The following is a 17,938-nucleotide window of genomic DNA, read 5'->3' as shown; positions in this document are numbered from 1 at the left end:
AACTTCATATATAAAAATAAGTTATGATAATTGAAGTGTTTACTTTTTCTACAATATATTGTGTTATTTTGAAAAATTAGCTACTAGAAAGAAGTTTAATTTTCTGCTGTGCAATGTGATTGAGCGCATCGATGCCTGCGATTGAACGATATGCGGAAAGAGCCTTATCATTCATATCCAGTTTTTCGTATGCCACTGCCAGTTGCAGCAGGATTCTTATATTTGACGGTTCCGCATCTTTTGCCCGTTTAAGAAAAAATGCTGCTTCCTTGTTTTGTTCATTTTCAAGACAGATCAAGCCGAGTTTGAAATTAGCTTCCGCATGGTCCGGGACAATGGCAAGTGCTTTTTTGAAACGTTCTGCCGCGCGCTGTCGGTCATTATAAAAAGTATAATACAATTCTCCCAGATTATAAAGGGTGTTGAAATCGTGAGGATTGAGGGCCAGAGCTGTCTGATATGATTTTTCGGCCGCCTCGGCCTGTTCGAGATAATAGTATGCCATACCAAGGCGGGAATGGGTTTTGGCATGAAGCGGTTCGATGCGGAGTATTTTTATAAGAGAATCCCGGCACCGAAGATACTGGTTCAAATTCATGAAATATCGTGCCTGCTGATAGCGGGCTTCAACATAATCGGAATCGATATCGATAGCTTCCAAAAAGAGGCGTTCCGCTTTATCCGACGGACTCTTGAGTGAGGCTTCGATTTGCGCAAGATAACACGCGGCTTCGGCACAGTGGGGATAGTGTGAATAGGTCTCTTCAAGTTGCCGGATGCTTTCTTTGATTTGATCCTGGTAGAAGAGGACGAGGCCCAGCCGTGCGGCAATGGCCGGTTGAAGAGAATCCCGAATATCATCCTCGAGCAGCTCCTTGAATTGCATCTGTGCATCCGGGTGTTTGCCCGAATGAAGATAGGCGGTTGCAAGATCGTATCTGATGTTCCGGTCGTTTTTCGTTGCAGGAAGGATTCGCAGGAGATGAGGTATTGCTTTATGGGGGCGGTTTGTTTTGAGATAATTGTCAGCCGCCTGTTTGTGAGCGCTGATATCGACCTCCATGAGATCGCCACTTCGTTCGGTATAGAGTGTCAGAAGCTCCCGTGTCCGGGCTGTTCCGACCGGTTCAGGGCCTGATGATTTAATCGCGATAAACTGAAGAAGCCATGCCGCTGCTACAAAGAGAATGCATCCCGACGAAGAGAATATCAGCACCCGGGTGAGGATTTTTATCTCTTTATCGGTGAGATTGAGTTTCTTTAACAAATTCTTTAAAAAAATCATATGAAGCTCAAGGGCAAAATAGTACAACCTTCATTCTATATCTTACAAACATTATATCGGTTTTGCAAAAAAAAACTTGACTTGGACCTGCGATTTTTATATATTTATTGGCACTCAATTTAAAAGAGTGCTAACAATCCTTTGAAATTATACCGATTTTGTGTGTTTTTAGTTGTTTTTACTAATCCTTTGAAGGGAGGACTTTATGAACATTAAACCTCTGGCCGATCGAATTCTGGTGCAGCCTTTGGAAGCGGAAGAAAAGACTGCCGGCGGAATTATCATTCCTGATAATGCCAAGGAAAAGCCGCAGAAGGGTGAAGTTGTCGCTGTTGGACCAGGCAAATTTTCCGACAGTGGTCAGAAAATCGACATGACCCTCAAGAAGGGCGAAAAGGTCCTGTACGGCAAATATTCCGGAACCGAAGTAAATATCGAGGGTTCCGACTATCTTATTATGAAAGAGAGCGATGTACTGGCGATAATCTGATTAGGATGATAGTGTACAAGTAATCTGGTAATTAATAAGATGAACTTTTATCATATTTAACGAGGAGATATAATTATGGCAGGAAAACAATTGGCATTTGATATCAAAGCCCGTGACAAGTTGCTCAAAGGTGTGGACCTTCTGGCAAATGCTGTACGGGTAACGCTTGGTCCACGCGGACGGAATGTTGTTCTGGACAAGAGCTTTGGTTCACCTACGGTAACCAAAGACGGTGTAACCGTTGCAAAAGAGATCGAGCTTGAAGACAAGTTCGAGAACATGGGTGCACAGATGGTCAAGGAAGTTGCTTCGAAGACTTCCGATATCGTTGGAGACGGTACCACTACTGCAACCGTTCTGGCTCAGATTATCGCTCATCTTGGCATTAAAAACGTGACCGCCGGTGCGAACCCGATGTCGATCAAACGGGGAATCGATAAGGCTGTACGTGCTATTGTCGATCAGCTCGAAAAAGATGCAAAACCTATTTCGGGCAAAAAAGAGATTGCTCAGGTTGGTGCCATTTCAGCAAATAACGATCAGGAAATTGGTGATCTGATTGCCGAAGCAATGGATAAAGTCGGTAAAGACGGTGTTATTACCGTTGAGGAAGCCAAAGGTATCGAGACTAATCTTGAAGTTGTTGAAGGTATGCAGTTTGATCGCGGCTACCTTTCACCCTACTTTGTTACCAATTCCGAAACAATGGAGTGTGTTCTCGATGAACCGATGATTCTCATCTATGACAAAAAGATTTCGGCCATGAAAGACCTTCTGCCGATCCTCGAAAAAGTCGCACAGATGGGTAAATCATTGCTGATTATCTCCGAGGATGTTGATGGTGAAGCCCTTGCTACACTGGTTGTCAACAAGCTCCGCGGAACATTGAAGATTTCTGCTGTTAAGGCACCTGGTTTCGGTGACCGTCGGAAAGCCATGCTCGAGGATATTGCCGTTCTTACCGGTGGTATCGTGATTTCTGAGGATGCCGGTTTCAAACTCGAGAATACAACTGTCGATTCTCTTGGTACCTGTAAGCGTGTTTCTATCGATAAAGAAAACACCACAGTTATCGAAGGTTCCGGCAAAACAGACGATATCAAAGGCCGGGTCAATCTGATCCGCAAGCAGATCGAAGAGACGACTTCCGACTACGACAAAGAAAAACTCCAGGAACGTCTGGCAAAACTTGCCGGTGGTGTCGCAGTGCTCAATATCGGTGCTGCCACAGAAACCGAAATGAAAGAAAAGAAAGCACGCGTCGAAGATGCTCTTCATGCTACCCGTGCTGCGGTTGATGAAGGCATTGTTGCCGGTGGCGGCGTTGCGCTTATCAGAGCGAGCAAAGCACTTGACGGTTTGAAGCTCGAAAGTGATGAAGCCGTTGGTGTTTCCATTATCAAGCGTGCTATTGAAGAACCTCTTCGCATGATCATTTCCAATGCCGGCCTCGAAGCATCGGTCATATGCAACGAGGTTAAGAAGGGTAAGGATGGTTACGGATTCAATGCTCAGACACTTGAGTACGAAGACCTTATGAAGACCGTTCCGGATCCGAAAAAGGTTTCACGTACAGCACTCGAAAATTCTGCAAGTATTGCAGGATTGATCCTCACAACAGAGTGTATTGTTTCGGAGCTGCCCAAAGAAGAAGAACCTGCCGGTGGTGCCGGTGGTGCTCCTGGTATGGGTGGCATGGGCGGCATGGGTGGTATGGGCGGCATGATGTAAACCGTCAGTAAGCCATGTCAATATAAACGTTCCGGACTGCGCGCAGTGCGCGGTCCGGGGCGTCTTTTCGCAGAAAGTTCGGGCATATGTTCGACCAGTCGCTAAACGAACGAGAATTATCGGTTTTTGAGGCCATTGTTCGGAACTATATCCTCAATGGGACGCCTACAGGGTCGCGGTTTTTATCCAAACAGAAAAATATCAATGTCTCACCCGCGACTGTTCGCAATGTAATGGGCGACCTCGAAGAGATGGGATTGATTACCCATCCCCATACATCTGCCGGAAGAATCCCCACCGACAAGGGATACCGGATATATGTCGACCGGCTGATGAAATTAATCGAGCTTCCGCGGGAAATAAAAAAACAGATCAAAAATTTCATTGTCCAGAGTAATCCCTCTGATATGCATATGCTTCTGGAAGCCACATCCAAAGCGTTGAGCAAAGCAACCCGTCAATTGGGAGTGGTCCTGGCGCCAAAGCTCCATGAAGGTGTTTTTCGCCATGTGCATATCCACAAAATAGGGGAGCGGCGCTATCTGATGAATCTGGCTATCGATTCGGGCTTTATAAAAACCATGGTGCTCGAATTTGAAGCCGATATCAGTTCCGAAAAATTGGAGCTCGCATGCACAATCATGAATAACCGGTTTAACGGTATGGAACTAAGAGAAATGTGCTCCAACAACAGAGAACTCTATTCGGAACTCCAAACAACCGATCCCGATGTCATACGGCTGTTTGTTCCATCCCTTCGCAAGATGATCAAGCAGCGAAGAAACGAAGAGATCTTTGCCGAAGGAGAAACAAATATTCTGTTGCAGCCGGAGTTTTTCGACCGGAAACAAATGAGCACAATCATCGAAATACTCGAAGAGAAAAAACTGCTGGTTCATCTGTTCGGAGCAATGAACAAAGAACCATCCGACAGCAAAAAGAGAGTAGCGATCAGTATCGGAGGAGAAAATGAAGACGGGAAGCTGCTCTCATTCAGTGTTGTCAAAACATCATATCATATCGGAAACATGGAAGGGACGCTGGGTATTATCGGGCCGAAGCGGATGCCTTACGGTTATCTGGTTTCGGCGGTAGATTATACTGCAAACGTCCTTGAGAACCTGTATAAATAGATACGTACAAAGTAATTGATTTTTTCACCAATCCCTGGAGATTGACATATGAAAAAGAACAAGCTCACAGAAGAAGAAAAAATTGACAAGAAGCAGGATCAGGGTGAAAATGAAACGGTGAATGAAGAGGTTTCCGAAGAAACCGCCGAACCTTCAGTTGAAGAGGGAACGCCGGAAGAGGGCGGTGAAGAGGTTTTGGTAGAGAATGTCGAGAGCCTCAAGGAAAAACTTCAGGCGCAAAAAGATTCCTATGTCCGTCTTATTGCCGAGTTCGATAATTTTAAACGGCGAACCGCCAAGGAGTATGAGCGGATTGTGGCAAATGCCAATGAGCGGCTGATGCTTGAAATTACAGAGGTGCGGGAAAATTTTGAGCGCGCCCTCCGGGCGGAAGAGAGTGGCGGGGATCTGCAGAAGTTTCTGGAAGGGATGAAAATGATATTTTCGAAACTCGATGAGATTCTTGCGAAAAACGGACTCAAACCCTTTACCGAAGTTGGTGATCCGTTCGATCCCAATCTTCACGATGCACTGATGAAACGTCATGATGTAACGATTCCCGAAGATCATATCGCCGAGATCTACGAAAAGGGGTATGAACTCAAGGGAAAGGTGATCAAGCATGCGAGGGTGATTGTCTCGGAAGGAAAGCCGGACACAGAGGATGAAGGCGGTGCTGAGTCAGCGAATGAACAGAAGAGTGAATGAGAAAATTTAACGAACACAAAGAAAAATAGAAATAGAGAACTTTTAGAGAGAAGGAGTTTGCCATGGGCAAGATAATAGGCATCGATCTTGGTACGACCAATTCATGTGTGGCGGTAATGGAGGGCGGTAAGCCGCAGGTGATCGCCAATCCTGAAGGCGGCCGGACAACGCCCTCGATGGTTGCTTTTACAAAAGACAATCAGCGCCTTGTTGGCGCCATAGCAAAACGCCAGGCAGTGACGAATCCCGAAAATACGGTTTTTTCAATCAAACGGTTCATGGGACGCCGTCACAGTGAAGTTGAAGCTGAAGAAAAGATTGTGCCATATCAAGTTGTCGGTGGTTCATCAGAGCTTGTTAAAGTGAATGCCGGTGGGAAAGATTATACGCCGCCGGAATTATCGGCCATGATGCTCCAGTATCTGAAAAAAGCGGCGGAAGATTATCTTGGCACTGAAGTTAAAGAAGCGGTTATTACGGTACCGGCCTATTTTAATGACTCCCAGCGTCAGGCAACCAAGGATGCCGGAAAAATTGCCGGTCTTGATGTTAAGCGGATTGTCAATGAACCGACCGCCGCATCGCTGGCATACGGACTCGACAAAAAGGGGAATGAGAAAATTGCAGTTTTCGACCTCGGTGGCGGTACCTTCGATATTTCCATTCTGGAAATCGGTGAAGGTGTTTTTGAGGTTAAGTCGACCAATGGCGATACACATCTTGGTGGTGATGATTTCGATCAGGTGCTTATCGATCATATCGCCGATGAGTTCAAGAAGGAAAACGGAATAGATCTGCGTAACGACCGGATGGCGTTGCAGCGGCTGAAAGAGGCTGCCGAAAAAGCAAAATGTGAGTTGTCGTCGGCTGTCCAGACAAATGTAAACCTTCCTTTTATCACCGCTGATGCAAGCGGACCGAAACATCTTGACCTGACAATAACCCGTGCAAAATTTGAATCACTGGTGGAGCATCTGGTGACACGAACAGTGGAGCCATGCAAAAAAGCGATTGCCGATGCAAAAATGAATGCATCGGATATCAGCGAAGTGATTCTGGTTGGCGGATCGACCAGAATTCCGGCTGTGCAGCAGCGGGTTCAGGAAATATTCGGTAAAGCCCCGAACAAGAGTGTAAATCCCGATGAAGTTGTTGCCGTGGGTGCAGCCATTCAGGCAGCTATTCTGGGTGGTGATGAATCGGTCAAGGATGTTCTTCTGCTCGATGTTACCCCGTTATCGCTCGGTATCGAAACGCTGGGTGGTGTGATGACCAAGTTGATCGAACGGAATACAACGATTCCGACCAAGAAAAGTCAGATCTTTTCCACTGCGGCTGACAGTCAGACTGCCGTCTCCATTATGGTATACCAGGGAGAACGGGAGATGGCCTCCCATAACCGTCTGTTGGGCAAATTCGATCTTGTCGGCATTCCTCCCGCACCACGCGGGGTACCTCAGATCGAAGTGACTTTTGATATCGATGCGAATGGTATTCTCAATGTGAGTGCAAAAGATATGGGTACCGGTAAAGAACAGCAGATTCGTATCGAATCATCGAGCGGCCTGTCCGAAGGTGAGATCAACAAGATGGTCAAGGATGCCGAGTCGCATGCCGAGGAGGATAAAAAGGAACGGGAAAAGGTCGATGTGAAAAATCAGGCTGATCAGATCATTTTCCAGACTGAAAAGATGCTCAAAGAATCCGGTGACAAGGTTGGCGATGAACTTAAGGGCAAAATTCAGTCTGCTCTCGATGATCTGAAAAAGAAAGCCAAGGGTGACGATATTGAGGCGATTAAGGCATCGATGGAAAATCTTTCGAAGATCGGCGGTGAATTATATCAGCAGGCGGCTGCGGCACAGCAGGCTGCCGGCGGCGCCGGTGCAGGAGGACCCGAAGCAGGCGCCCAGCCCGGCGGCACATCCACCGGTGAACAGCAGGGTTCGCAGGAAAGCGGCACAGAATCGGGCGGCAAAAAATCCGACGGCGCTGTTGATGCCGATTTCGAAGAAGTCGATGATGACAAATAATCATCGTTGAAACAAATGATCATTGTTGCGAGGATATGATATGCAATATCACGTGGGGTATTAATTACAAATAATTACCCCATGCGATAGGTATAATTATTGTTTGAATGGCACGAATGCACAGACAAAGCGGCATCAAAAAGGCAAATTCGACGGGGTACATGAAACGGCCTGTATAATCGTAATTAATAAAACGGGGTGCATTATTCTCAGAACAGATTTTATATTTATACAAAAATAAGGTGAGATTATTATATGGCAAAACGCGATTATTATGAGGTCCTGGGTGTTTCCAAAGATGCCGGGGATGATGCGATCAAGCGGGCCTATCGCAAGCTTGCGGTCCAGTATCATCCAGACAAAAATCCGGGGAGTAAGGAAGCCGAAGAAAAATTCAGGGAAGCAACCGAGGCCTATGAGATATTAAAAGATTCGAAGAAACGTGCTCAGTACGATCAGTTTGGTCATGCTGCCTTTGAAGCCGGAGGTGGTGGTGGCGCAGGTTTCAGCGGATTTGGTGGTGGTGGTTTCGGTGGATTCGATCTTTCCGATGCCCTGCGCGCATTTATGAACGATTTCGGTGGCGGTGAATCGGCTTTCGGTGATTTCTTCGGTGGGCCGCGTCGGGGTTCACGACGGCGGGGCGGTGGAATCCGCGGCAATGACCTTCAGGTCAGGCTCAAATTATCATTGGAAGAGATACTGTCCGGAGCCTCCAAGACACTCAAGGTACAGCGACAGGAAAAATGTTCAACCTGTAATGGAACCGGCTCCAAAAGCGGTAAGAAAACAAGCTGTACCAAGTGTAATGGCAGCGGAAGAGTTCAACATGTAACCGGTTCTTTTTTCGGTCAGATTATTCAGGAATCAATCTGCCCGGCCTGCCGCGGGGAAGGTTCCATTACTACCGATCCCTGTCCCGACTGCAACGGAAGCAGCCGTCAGCCCGCGCAGACAAAAGTTTCAGTCGATATTCCTGCCGGTGTTGCTGAAGGGAATTATATTGCTATCCCGGGTAAAGGCGATGCAGGGATGAAGGGCGGACCTTCCGGCGATTTGATCGTTCTTATCCAGGAAGAACATCACCCCTTTTTCGAACGTCATGGAATCGATCTTTTCTGTGAAATCGATATTCCCTTTTCAAAAGCCGCACTGGGTACCACCGAAACCGTTCCGACCCTTGATGGCAAGGTTAATCTGAAAATTCCCGCCGGGACTCAGTCGGAAAAGATATTCCGTCTCAAAGCCAAGGGACTCCCGGTTTTGCGCAGCTCCCAGCGGGGAGATCAGATGGTGAAGGTCCATGTGAAAACGCCTACCGGACTCGGTAAAGAAGAAAAAAGGCTTTTCGAAGAGCTGGCTGCCTATGAAGAAAAATCGGGTGGGATATTCAATAAGGCAAAAGAATTCTTTAAATAGGTCCTCTAACGAGGTTCTTTGTCGGCCCCTGATCTGAAATTCAAATGGTGAATTTTTCCAGTATCTGCAGGGCCCGTTCGGCTTGTTTGCCGACAGTAACAGGGTCTTCTTTATTCTGTTCAACCGTCCTCACAATTTCTTTCAGGTCTGCGACTGTCTGACGGTAATAATCGACCATAGCGTTGCATTGGACCGTCAGGTCCCGCATCTGGTTCTGTTCCCTGAATCCAAGATGGGTGGTCAATTTGCCTTTTTTGAGCTGAGTAACCCAGTTTTCGAATTTATAGATAGGGACCGCCACTTTCCTCGAAGAAAAGAGACCGATTATCAGACCGAGCGCAATACTGATCACCTGAGCCGTAACAACGCTGGGAAGAATAATACCTAAAACGCTCTGCAACTCGATATCCTGACGGATATCGTTGCTCATATAATAGAAAGTCCCTTTTTGTGATTTTGTATTATACACATACGCCAGGGAGAGTGTGGTTAAAAATGCAGTTAAAAAGACTACCAGAAGAATTTTGTAGATAACGCTGAGCTGAATCGATTTCTTGATAAAGAAATTGGATATAGGTTTTCGAACATTTTTTTCATTCACTGTATGGTACCCCCTCAGGAAGTGAACTTGTAATCGCCCTTTGGTGTGGAATCAGAATATTTAAAGTATATATATAAAAATAATACTATGCGCCGATTGTCCCTTCTATTAATATACAAATAATAAATACCCGTCGCACCAACTAAAATGTAAACCTGACATTCCTGCATGAAAGGCCCTTACCCCGGAAGGGGGTTATAATTTATTTTAAAACCTTCATGAAAAACCGAGACACTATAGCGATATTGGATTTTGGCGGACAATATACCCATCTTATCGCCAACAGAATTCGTCGTCTGGAAGTATATTCCGAGATTCTGCCTGCCGATTCCGCACCGGAGGCGTTAAAAGATTTTAAGGGGATTATCATCTCAGGCGGCCCCTACAGTGTTATCGATCCCGACAGTCCCGCAATTGATCCGAAAATACTTGAGCTTGGCATTCCTGTTTTAGGTCTCTGTTACGGTCACCAGCTTATTGCAAAGATACTCGGTGGAACAGTTAAAAAAGGGGCCTATCGTGAATATGGTATCGCCCATATGAAAATCCTCAACGAAGGGCCATTATTCGAAGGACTTGATGATGAGCAGGAGATATGGATGAGTCATGGTGATTCGGTTGACCGGCTTCCGGAAGGATTCGAAATCCTGGCCTCAACACCCGATTGTGCGGCCACGGCAGTGGGCAATCACTCCAGACAAATCTATGGTTTGCAATTTCATCCCGAAGTAACTCATACGCCAAAAGGGATGGATATTCTTTCGAATTTCATATCGATTTGCAAATGCAAGCGATCGTGGAATCCCAAGGCCTTTGTAGAGGAGATAGCTAAGGATATTCGCACGCGCTGTAAGGGCAAAAAAGTGTTTCTTCTCGTGTCCGGCGGGGTGGATTCGACCGTTGCTTTTACGCTCCTCAACCAGGTCCTCGGTCCCCACAGAGTGCTGGGACTCCATGTGGACAACGGTCTGATGCGCAAGGATGAGTCCGAGACTATTATGGAGTACCTCCATTCCCACGGTTTTAATAACCTGAAAATTGAAGATGCCACCGATGATTTTCTTGGTGGTCTCGATGGTATTGCCGACCCTGAAAAGAAACGGGAGATTATCGGCGCTCTGTTCATTGAGACAAAGGAAAAGGCCGAGCAAAAACTGGAATTCAATATTGACGAATGGCTTTTAGGGCAGGGGACCATTTATCCCGATACCATCGAGAGTGCAGGCACACAGCATGCCGATAAAATTAAGACACACCATAACCGGGTGGACATAATCTTGGAGCTTATCAAGCGCGGAGCAGTTATCGAGCCTTTGGCGCAACTTTACAAGGATGAGGTCCGCATGCTGGGTGAAGAACTCACGTTGCCCCATTCGCTGGTCTGGCGTCATCCGTTCCCCGGTCCGGGACTCGGCGTTCGGGTGCTCTGCTCAGACAGGACCGAAGAAAATGTCGACCCTTCGGTTGTGCAGCAGGCCGAAAAAATTGCAAAACCACAGGGGTACCGGGTCAGGGTGTTGCCGGTACGGAGTGTGGGCGTACAGGGCGATTCCCGCTCCTATGCTCATCCCGCGCTGCTTACGGGGCCAAAGAACTGGGATGCTCTCGAGAAGCTCTCGACCGTGCTGACAAACCGGGTATCGGGAATCAACCGGGTAATCTACAATCTCAGCAGTGAAGATTCTCCTTATACCTTGATAAAGGCATTTCTGACACGAGAACGTCTGGACCTCCTGCGGGAGATCGATCATCTGGTTACCGAAACACTCAAGCACCATAATGAATACGACCGTATATGGCAGATGCCGGTGGTCTTACTTCCTTTAGTCAACAAGTCGGGTGAACAGTGTGTAGTGCTCCGTCCGGTGTTGTCCCAGGAGGCCATGACCGCACGGTTTGCACCGCTTTCCGAAAAGGCTCTTGCCGCCATTGTCGAAGGCGCCGCCAAAATTCGCGGAATAGGCCCGCTGTTTTTTGATGTCACGAATAAGCCTCCGGGCACAATAGAGTGGGAATAGACTCTCTATTATCGATTTTTATCCCCAGCAGACAGCCTTAATCGAGTAAAAAAGTATTGACACCCTTTTCTGTAATTATTATGTTATTAACTGACTGGTTAGTATTTGTTATGGCTGCTAATGCAATTATACCATAAAAAAACGTTATTATTTAATGACCGGACAGTTCGTTGTAAGGATTATCAATGGGTGCTCAGCATGACATACCGCGGGGGAAAAGCAGGCAGCAGATTTTAGATGCCGCGCTCAAGCTTTTTGGCACAAAGGGCTATCATTCAAGCTCGGTGGATACGATCGCTGGAAATGCCGGGGTTTCAAAGGGCCTTGTTTATAACTATTTTTCGAGCAAGGAAGATATCCTCGAAGCGGTTATCTTCGAGAAAATGAAAGAAATCGAAGAATCCTTTCGGACCGGTATACCGGCAAAGAATCCCGGGGAAATGCTGCGCCGGTTTATTGAAACCGGCCTTGAGATTGCTCGGAGTGAGCCGGAATACTGGCGGTTTTACTGGTCTATGATACTCCATCCCGCCCTTCCAAAAACAATAAAAAACAAGGTCATGGCCAGTTATGGAGCCTTTATCGGTCAGTTTGAGATGCTTCTGCGGATGAATGGGGTCGAAAAACCAGAACTCGAGGCACGGATACTGGTTCCCATGCTGGATGCAATCAATATTATGCATGTTTTCGCACCCGATTATTATCCCTTTGAAGAAGTTAAAAAGCATTTAATCGGAAAATATTCCGCTAATTCACCTGAACAATCGGAAGAAGGAGATGGGCAATGAAAAAGCTGTTGTTGTTTGTTGTAATGGCATGTGCAGTGGTTCCTTCGATGGTTTTTTCGCAGGAAAAGTCTGAAGTGGACGTAAAAAAAATCGTTAAAGAGCTCGATAAGCTCTATAAAGCCAATTCGAGCAAGGGCAAAATGGAAATGGAGATAATCACGCCCCACTGGGAGCGAACGCTGGTCATGAAACTCTGGTCCCAGGGGATGGAAAAGTCGCTTGTCAAGGTTCTCTCACCAAAAAAGGAACGGGGAGTCGGAACACTCAAGCTGGGGAATGAAATGTGGAACTATCTTCCCAAAACAAATAAAGTAATTAAAATCCCGCCTTCCATGATGATGAGTTCCTGGATGGGTTCCGACTTTACCAACGATGATCTCGTGCGGGAGTATACCTTTGCCGGAGATTACACTTTCGGTCTTATTACACCGCCCGATGCAAAGGATGAGTACCATTATCTGGAGTGCGTTCCCAAAGAGGGGCTTCCGATTATCTGGGCAAAGATTGTCGTGGCGGTAGAGAAGGAGAGTCTTCTTCCGGTGTGGCAGAAGTATTATGATGAAAAAGGCGAGGTGGTACGGATCATGTATTTCAAGAATCCTCAAACCTTTGATGATCGAACCGTACCATCGGTGATGGAGCTCGTTCCGCAAAATGAAGAGGGGCATAAAACGATCGTACGATACCTTGAGATGGAATTTAATGTTTCGTTGGACGATGATATTTTTTCTCTCAGAAAACTTCGTGCACCGGTTCGGGGAGACTGACATGCTTTTATTGAAAATGGCCTTTCGTAATGTATTCCGTCAGAGACGGCGTTCGATCCTGACCGCCCTGACCATGCTGGGAGGTTTTGCACTGGCATCGATCAGTTTCGGGTGGGCCGACGGCACCTATGGTGACATTATCGATATGTTTACCCGCAATCGACTGGGGCATGTGCAGGTCCACAAGGAAGGCTATCTCGAAAATCCATCACTCTATAAAACTATCGAGAATTATACTAAAATCGGCGCCACTATCGGGAACATTGGAGGTGTGGAAGCCTGGGCTCCCCGTGTCTTTTCAGCCGGTCTGCTTTCGGTTGGGGATGAAAGTTCCGCCGCCCGGGTTATCGGCATAGCTCCGCAACATGAGACGACCGCGGTCAATTTTCACAAAAAGGTTGCCGAAGGCTCGCTTCTCTCCGAAAAACCATCACATCAGGCAATGATCGGCCGGGGACTGGCGAAGGTCCTGGGGGCGCATACCGGTGAAGAGCTGGTGATTGTTTCCCAGGCCGCCGACGGCTCCATTGCAAACGATGCTTATACAATCGTGGGGATTATCCAAAGCGGGGATGAAGTCAGTGACCGGATGTCCTGTTACCTTCATTTGCACGATGCCCAGCAGCTGTTTGCACTGGGCGACCAGGTTCATGAAATCGTTGTCATTGCCGAAAAAAGCGGTATGGCCCGAAGCCTCAGTGAGGAAATCAGTGCAGCAATCGATAAACCCGAACTTTCGGTGGAGCCCTGGCAGGTTTTTGCCCGCTCTTTCTATGATGCAATGCAGGCCGATAAGCAGGGAATGTACATATTTCTGTTTGTTATCATCTTGATCGTTGCTGTGGGTGTTTTAAATACGGTACTGATGGCCGTTCTGGAGCGGCGCCGCGAATACGGCCTTCTCAAAGCCCTGGGCAATAAACCGAAACAGATTTTTGCCCTGATCCTTTACGAAGTCAATATCCTCGCTCTGCTGAGTATTGCCGGCGGTATAATCGTAGGCCTTATCGCCAACTATATCCTGTCAATATACGGTTTCAGCCTTCCCGAACCAATCTCCTACGGCGGCATGGAATTTAAGGAGATGCACTCGGAAATCAATTTTCGAAGCTATTATATCCCGGCCCTTACCGTGCTCCTGACCGCAACGATCGTCGGCCTCTTTCCCGCACTCAAAGCAGCCAAAACCGATCCTGCGGTGTCGATGAGGAGGCATTAGAATCATGTTCAAAAAACCGGTTATGCAAGTAATGAAATTGCTGCTGAAAGGCGGCAAAAAGCCCCTTTGGACCTTTTTAACAGGAGCCGACCATGATCTTCCTTAAACTCGCCTGGCGAAATATGTTCCGGAATAAGCGGCGGACCTTTATTGCAGGGAGCGCTATCGGAATCGGTCTCGCCAGTCTGATATTTACCGATGCAATGATTATCGGCATGCAGGAGAACATGATCCGTTCGGGGACCGCGCCTTTTTTAGGTGAGGCTCAGATTCATGCTGAAGGCTTTCGGGCGACCAGGGAAGTTGAGAATACGATCAACAATACGCAATCGGTACTGCATGAGCTTGAAAACGACACTCTGGTAGATCACTCGGCCCCCCGGGCTATGGGGATCGGCATGGTAACCTCGCCGGCAAATCTGGGTCAGGTGGTGATATGGGGAATCGATCCGGAGAAGGAACGGTATCTTTCAAAAATCGATGATGCCATTGTCGAGGGGGAATATCTCGATACCGGCGACAAGCGGCAAATACTTATCGGTAAAAAACTGGCGGAGCGCCTCGAAGTGGGGACCGGTGACCGGGTGGTTGCCACCCTGGCAAAGGCGAAAACCGGTGAATTGTCCCAGGAGCTGTTCCGGGTTGGGGGGATTTATCATTTCAATATCGATGAATTTGATAAGGGGATGGCTTTTGTCACGCTGAATAAGGCGCAGGACATGCTCGGTATCGGTGATGATGTTCATGAGATCGCGATCGATCTTGCGAAAGGCGACATTGTCCATAATAAAGACCATCCCTTCTGGGACAAATACTCCCGCCATGGGAATGAGACCGCAGGATGGCCCGAGCTGCTGCCCCAGTTCAGTGCGATCCTGCAGATGACCGACCTCAGCCTGATAATCCTTGCGGTGATCCTGTTCGGTGTAGTTGCACTCGGCATTATCAACACCTTGTTTATGTCGCTTTACGAACGGATGTTTGAATTCGGTGTTATGCGGGCCGTGGGTACCCGTCCCTTTGCACTTTGGCGCATGGTAGTCTATGAGGCTTGCTCGCTGGCGGTGCTCAGCAGTATTCTGGGAATCGTCCTCGGATTTGGTATTACCTATATTGTGTCAAAAACCGGAATCGACTATCGGGGAATCGAATTCAGCGGTGTCACCATACAGGAGCTTATCTACCCGCAATTAACAGTGAGTCAATTTATTATTTATCCGGTTTTTGTCCTGATATTTACCGGAATCGTTGGAATGTATCCGGCAACCTATGCAGCCCGGCTGAATGCTGCGGAGGCGATGCGGAGAAGTTTATAAATGGAGGCTACTATGGATGAAAACAGTGTCGTTGTTACCGAGGGAGTTGTAAAGACCTATTTTGAGGACGATATTGAAGTGCATGCCGTGCGGGGTATCGATTTGATGATTACCCAAGGTGAGTTTACCGCAATCGTGGGCCCGTCGGGTTCGGGAAAAACCACCTTTCTCAATGTCATTTCGGGCCTCGACAAGCCGACAAAGGGAAGTGTATGGTTGAACAAAAGACCGCTGTCGGAAATGAACGGCAAAGAGCTTTCGGATTTCCGCCGCGATAATATCGGCTTCATTTTTCAGGCCTACAATCTTATTCCGGTTCTTACGGTCGAAGAGAATGTCGAGTATGTCATGCTCCTCCAGGGGATTACTGCCGGGGAACGGAAAGAGCGGGTAGGGAAAATATTAGCCGAGGTAGGCCTTGAGGGCCTGGGAGACCGTCTTCCGACAAAACTCTCCGGCGGACAGCAACAACGGGTGGCTATCGCCCGGGCCATGGTATCGCGACCCCAACTCATTCTCGCCGATGAACCAACGGCAAATCTCGATTCAAAAACCGGCGGCGATCTTCTCGACATGATGCACCGGCTTAACGACGAAACCGGGATGACATTCCTTTTTTCGACCCATGATAATCTTGTCATGGAACGGGCCCGTCGTTTAGTCGTGCTCAAAGATGGGCAGATCGACAGGGATGAGAAAAGACAGTAAGTGATAGACCGCGGATGACATCACAAATCCGAGGTACGAAATACGAAAAAAATATGAAACACGTACTGATTGTTAACTCAAGGAAAAGCATGCCGGGGCTGCCTGTAAGAGGGATTGGAGCCCATCACTCAAATACTCCGGAAAAATAGTTTGATCTATGGAAGCAAAACATCCAATAATTATTCTGTTGTTATTTCTTTGTGTTCACACAGCTTCCGCCGAGTGGAGCGAGTACATTTCCGTTGGCGGGTACTACAAGAATTTCTTTACGGTTATCGATTCGCCTTCCTTTGAGCAACTCCCCGGATCGGGATCCGCTTTTACCGGGCTTGTCAATAACCGTATCCGCCTGAATGTAACCTCAACCCCGGCCGACTGGATCAATGGCGCACTCTCCTATGATTTTTCTCCCCGCGTACAGGACCGGTCGCTCTTTGATATGGAGCGAGTGATGCTGGGTATCGAGGAATCTCCATACCGACTGGTCGATTTTGATGACCGCCTGTATCCTGAGGATGAAGACAAACTCCGGAATTTTGCCCTGTTTCATAATCTCGACCGATTCATGGTGACATTCAAACCCGAGGTTGCCGATATCATTATCGGCCGTCAGCCAATCGCCTGGGGAAGTGCCCGAGTTGTCAATCCGATCGATATTATCGCGCCTTTCGATTTTACCACCCTTGACAGTGAGGACCGGTTCGGTGTGGATGCCGTTCGCATCCGAATCCCGATCGGCATGCTGAGTGAAATCGATGCCGGGTATGTGTTCGGCAATGACGCCGCTGTCAATGAGAGCGCGATGTTTCTTAAAGGTAAATATTATTACCTTCAAACCGATATCACCCTTCTGGCAGTCGGGTTCCAGGAAAATCTCCTCATCGGTATCGACCTTGCCCGGGCAATCGGGGGGGCCGGCGCCTGGTGCGAAGCCGGGTATGCCTTTGCCGATGTGTTATCAGAGGAGCAGCGTTCGGTGGATGACGATTATTTCCGTCTCTCGGTCGGCGCGGATTACAGTTTCACCGATAAACTCTACGGCTTTGGCGAATACCATTTCAGTACCGCCGGTGAATGTGATCCCGATGATTACATCTCCTACTCAATCAACGCAACCGGCCCCGGGGCGTCATTGGAAAACATGTTTTCGTTCGATATGGGCCCGGCCTACACTGAAGGTGGAGTCTATCTACTGGGAAGACACTACATCGGCCTTGGCGCAACCTATCAGATCAATCCGCTGCTTCCCTTTTCCATGCTCGCCCTGTTCAATGCAGGGGACCTCTCTGTTTCACTCTATCCCCAGCTCGAATATAACATCAAACAGGACATCTACCTCCAGCTTGGCGCAGTCGTGGGACTGGGCGAAAAACCGGATTCCCCTCTCGAACTCAATTCCGAATTCGGCGCCTATGCCCATGTGTATTACAGTTCGTTCCGGATTTATTTTTAAAAATATTACCGTCTTGTCTAATTAATCACTTCTATACAAAATCGGTTCTCGTATAAGTATTGGATTCCGACAAATAAATATCCCGTTTGTATCGCATGCCTTGAACGTAATACGATAGAAACGTCCAATCACTCGTGTCCAAAATAGAACGCTAATGACGCTGATCATGCTGATATTCGCTGGTCAGAAAACTAAAAATTAAAAAAATACAGCGATAATCAGCCAAATTAGCGTCATCGGCGTTCAACAATCAAAATAATTGTATAACG

15 protein-coding genes are annotated in these 17,938 nt (G+C 47.6%); 13 read left to right on the top strand and 2 right to left on the bottom strand.

Annotation, left to right across the window (positions count from 1 at the left end):
* Positions 1 to 76: 76 nt before the first annotated feature.
* A complete protein-coding gene (locus GF401_19720; GenBank protein ID MBD3347290.1) occupies positions 77 to 1,285 on the bottom strand; it encodes a tetratricopeptide repeat protein in 1,209 nt (402 codons plus the stop codon).
* A 205-nt stretch (positions 1,286 to 1,490) separates the two neighbouring features.
* Between GF401_19720 and GF401_19715 the strand changes: the two genes are divergently transcribed.
* The 6 genes from GF401_19715 (at position 1,491) to dnaJ (ending at position 8,799) form a co-directional block, all read left to right on the top strand.
* Positions 1,491 to 1,775 (top strand): co-chaperone GroES, encoded by a 285-nt coding sequence (locus GF401_19715; protein ID MBD3347289.1) that lies wholly within the window; start codon positions 1,491 to 1,493, stop codon positions 1,773 to 1,775.
* Positions 1,776 to 1,850: 75 nt separating this feature from the next.
* On the top strand, positions 1,851 to 3,506 hold the full coding sequence (groL, locus tag GF401_19710; GenBank protein ID MBD3347288.1) for a chaperonin GroEL: 1,656 nt from the start codon (positions 1,851 to 1,853) through the stop codon (positions 3,504 to 3,506).
* Positions 3,507 to 3,592: 86 nt separating this feature from the next.
* A complete protein-coding gene (hrcA, locus tag GF401_19705; GenBank protein ID MBD3347287.1) occupies positions 3,593 to 4,639 on the top strand; it encodes a heat-inducible transcription repressor HrcA in 1,047 nt (348 codons plus the stop codon).
* Between the two features lie 48 nt (positions 4,640 to 4,687).
* Positions 4,688 to 5,347 (top strand): nucleotide exchange factor GrpE, encoded by a 660-nt coding sequence (gene grpE / locus GF401_19700; GenBank protein ID MBD3347286.1) that lies wholly within the window; start codon positions 4,688 to 4,690, stop codon positions 5,345 to 5,347.
* A gap of 62 nt (positions 5,348 to 5,409) precedes the next feature.
* Positions 5,410 to 7,380: a molecular chaperone DnaK gene (gene dnaK, locus GF401_19695; GenBank protein ID MBD3347285.1), complete on the top strand. Its 1,971-nt coding sequence runs from the start codon at positions 5,410 to 5,412 to the stop codon at positions 7,378 to 7,380.
* Between the two features lie 255 nt (positions 7,381 to 7,635).
* Positions 7,636 to 8,799 carry a molecular chaperone DnaJ gene (gene dnaJ / locus GF401_19690; GenBank protein ID MBD3347284.1) on the top strand — a complete coding sequence of 388 codons (1,164 nt, stop codon included), beginning with the start codon at positions 7,636 to 7,638 and terminating at the stop codon, positions 8,797 to 8,799.
* 40 nt (positions 8,800 to 8,839) lie between these two features.
* Here the strand turns inward: dnaJ and GF401_19685 are convergent, their stop codons facing one another.
* Positions 8,840 to 9,400 carry a hypothetical protein gene (locus tag GF401_19685; GenBank protein ID MBD3347283.1) on the bottom strand — a complete coding sequence of 187 codons (561 nt, stop codon included), beginning with the start codon at positions 9,398 to 9,400 and terminating at the stop codon, positions 8,840 to 8,842.
* A gap of 218 nt (positions 9,401 to 9,618) precedes the next feature.
* Here GF401_19685 and guaA point away from each other — a divergent pair, with 218 nt between their 5' ends.
* The 7 genes from guaA to GF401_19650 all read left to right on the top strand — a co-directional run bounded on the left by guaA (position 9,619) and on the right by GF401_19650 (position 17,669).
* Positions 9,619 to 11,418, top strand: a complete 1,800-nt coding sequence (gene guaA, locus GF401_19680) for a glutamine-hydrolyzing GMP synthase (GenBank protein ID MBD3347282.1) — start codon at positions 9,619 to 9,621, stop codon at positions 11,416 to 11,418.
* Positions 11,419 to 11,603: 185 nt separating this feature from the next.
* Positions 11,604 to 12,206 (top strand): TetR family transcriptional regulator, encoded by a 603-nt coding sequence (locus GF401_19675; protein MBD3347281.1) that lies wholly within the window; start codon positions 11,604 to 11,606, stop codon positions 12,204 to 12,206.
* The gene (locus GF401_19670) at positions 12,203 to 12,973 is read left to right on the top strand and encodes an outer membrane lipoprotein-sorting protein (protein MBD3347280.1); all 771 of its coding nucleotides are present in this window, start codon (positions 12,203 to 12,205) and stop codon (positions 12,971 to 12,973) included. The genes GF401_19675 and GF401_19670 overlap by 4 nt, the downstream gene beginning before the upstream one ends.
* Positions 12,861 to 14,192, top strand: coding sequence for an FtsX-like permease family protein (locus GF401_19665; protein ID MBD3347279.1), 1,332 nt, complete (start codon positions 12,861 to 12,863; stop codon positions 14,190 to 14,192). The genes GF401_19670 and GF401_19665 overlap by 113 nt, the downstream gene beginning before the upstream one ends.
* A 92-nt stretch (positions 14,193 to 14,284) precedes the next feature.
* Positions 14,285 to 15,508 (top strand): FtsX-like permease family protein, encoded by a 1,224-nt coding sequence (locus GF401_19660; GenBank protein ID MBD3347278.1) that lies wholly within the window; start codon positions 14,285 to 14,287, stop codon positions 15,506 to 15,508.
* A gap of 12 nt (positions 15,509 to 15,520) precedes the next feature.
* Complete coding sequence (locus tag GF401_19655) at positions 15,521 to 16,216, top strand: ATP-binding cassette domain-containing protein (protein MBD3347277.1); 696 nt, start codon at positions 15,521 to 15,523, stop codon at positions 16,214 to 16,216.
* Between the two features lie 157 nt (positions 16,217 to 16,373).
* Positions 16,374 to 17,669: a hypothetical protein gene (locus GF401_19650; protein ID MBD3347276.1), complete on the top strand. Its 1,296-nt coding sequence runs from the start codon at positions 16,374 to 16,376 to the stop codon at positions 17,667 to 17,669.
* The last annotated feature ends 269 nt before the right edge of the window (positions 17,670 to 17,938 follow it).

Source organism: Chitinivibrionales bacterium (genome assembly GCA_014728215.1).
In the GTDB taxonomy this organism is placed as follows: Bacteria; Fibrobacterota; Chitinivibrionia; order Chitinivibrionales; family WJKA01; genus WJKA01.
The sequence above is the reverse complement of the archived record's forward strand: the minus strand, read 5'-3'. Positions and strand labels throughout refer to the sequence as shown.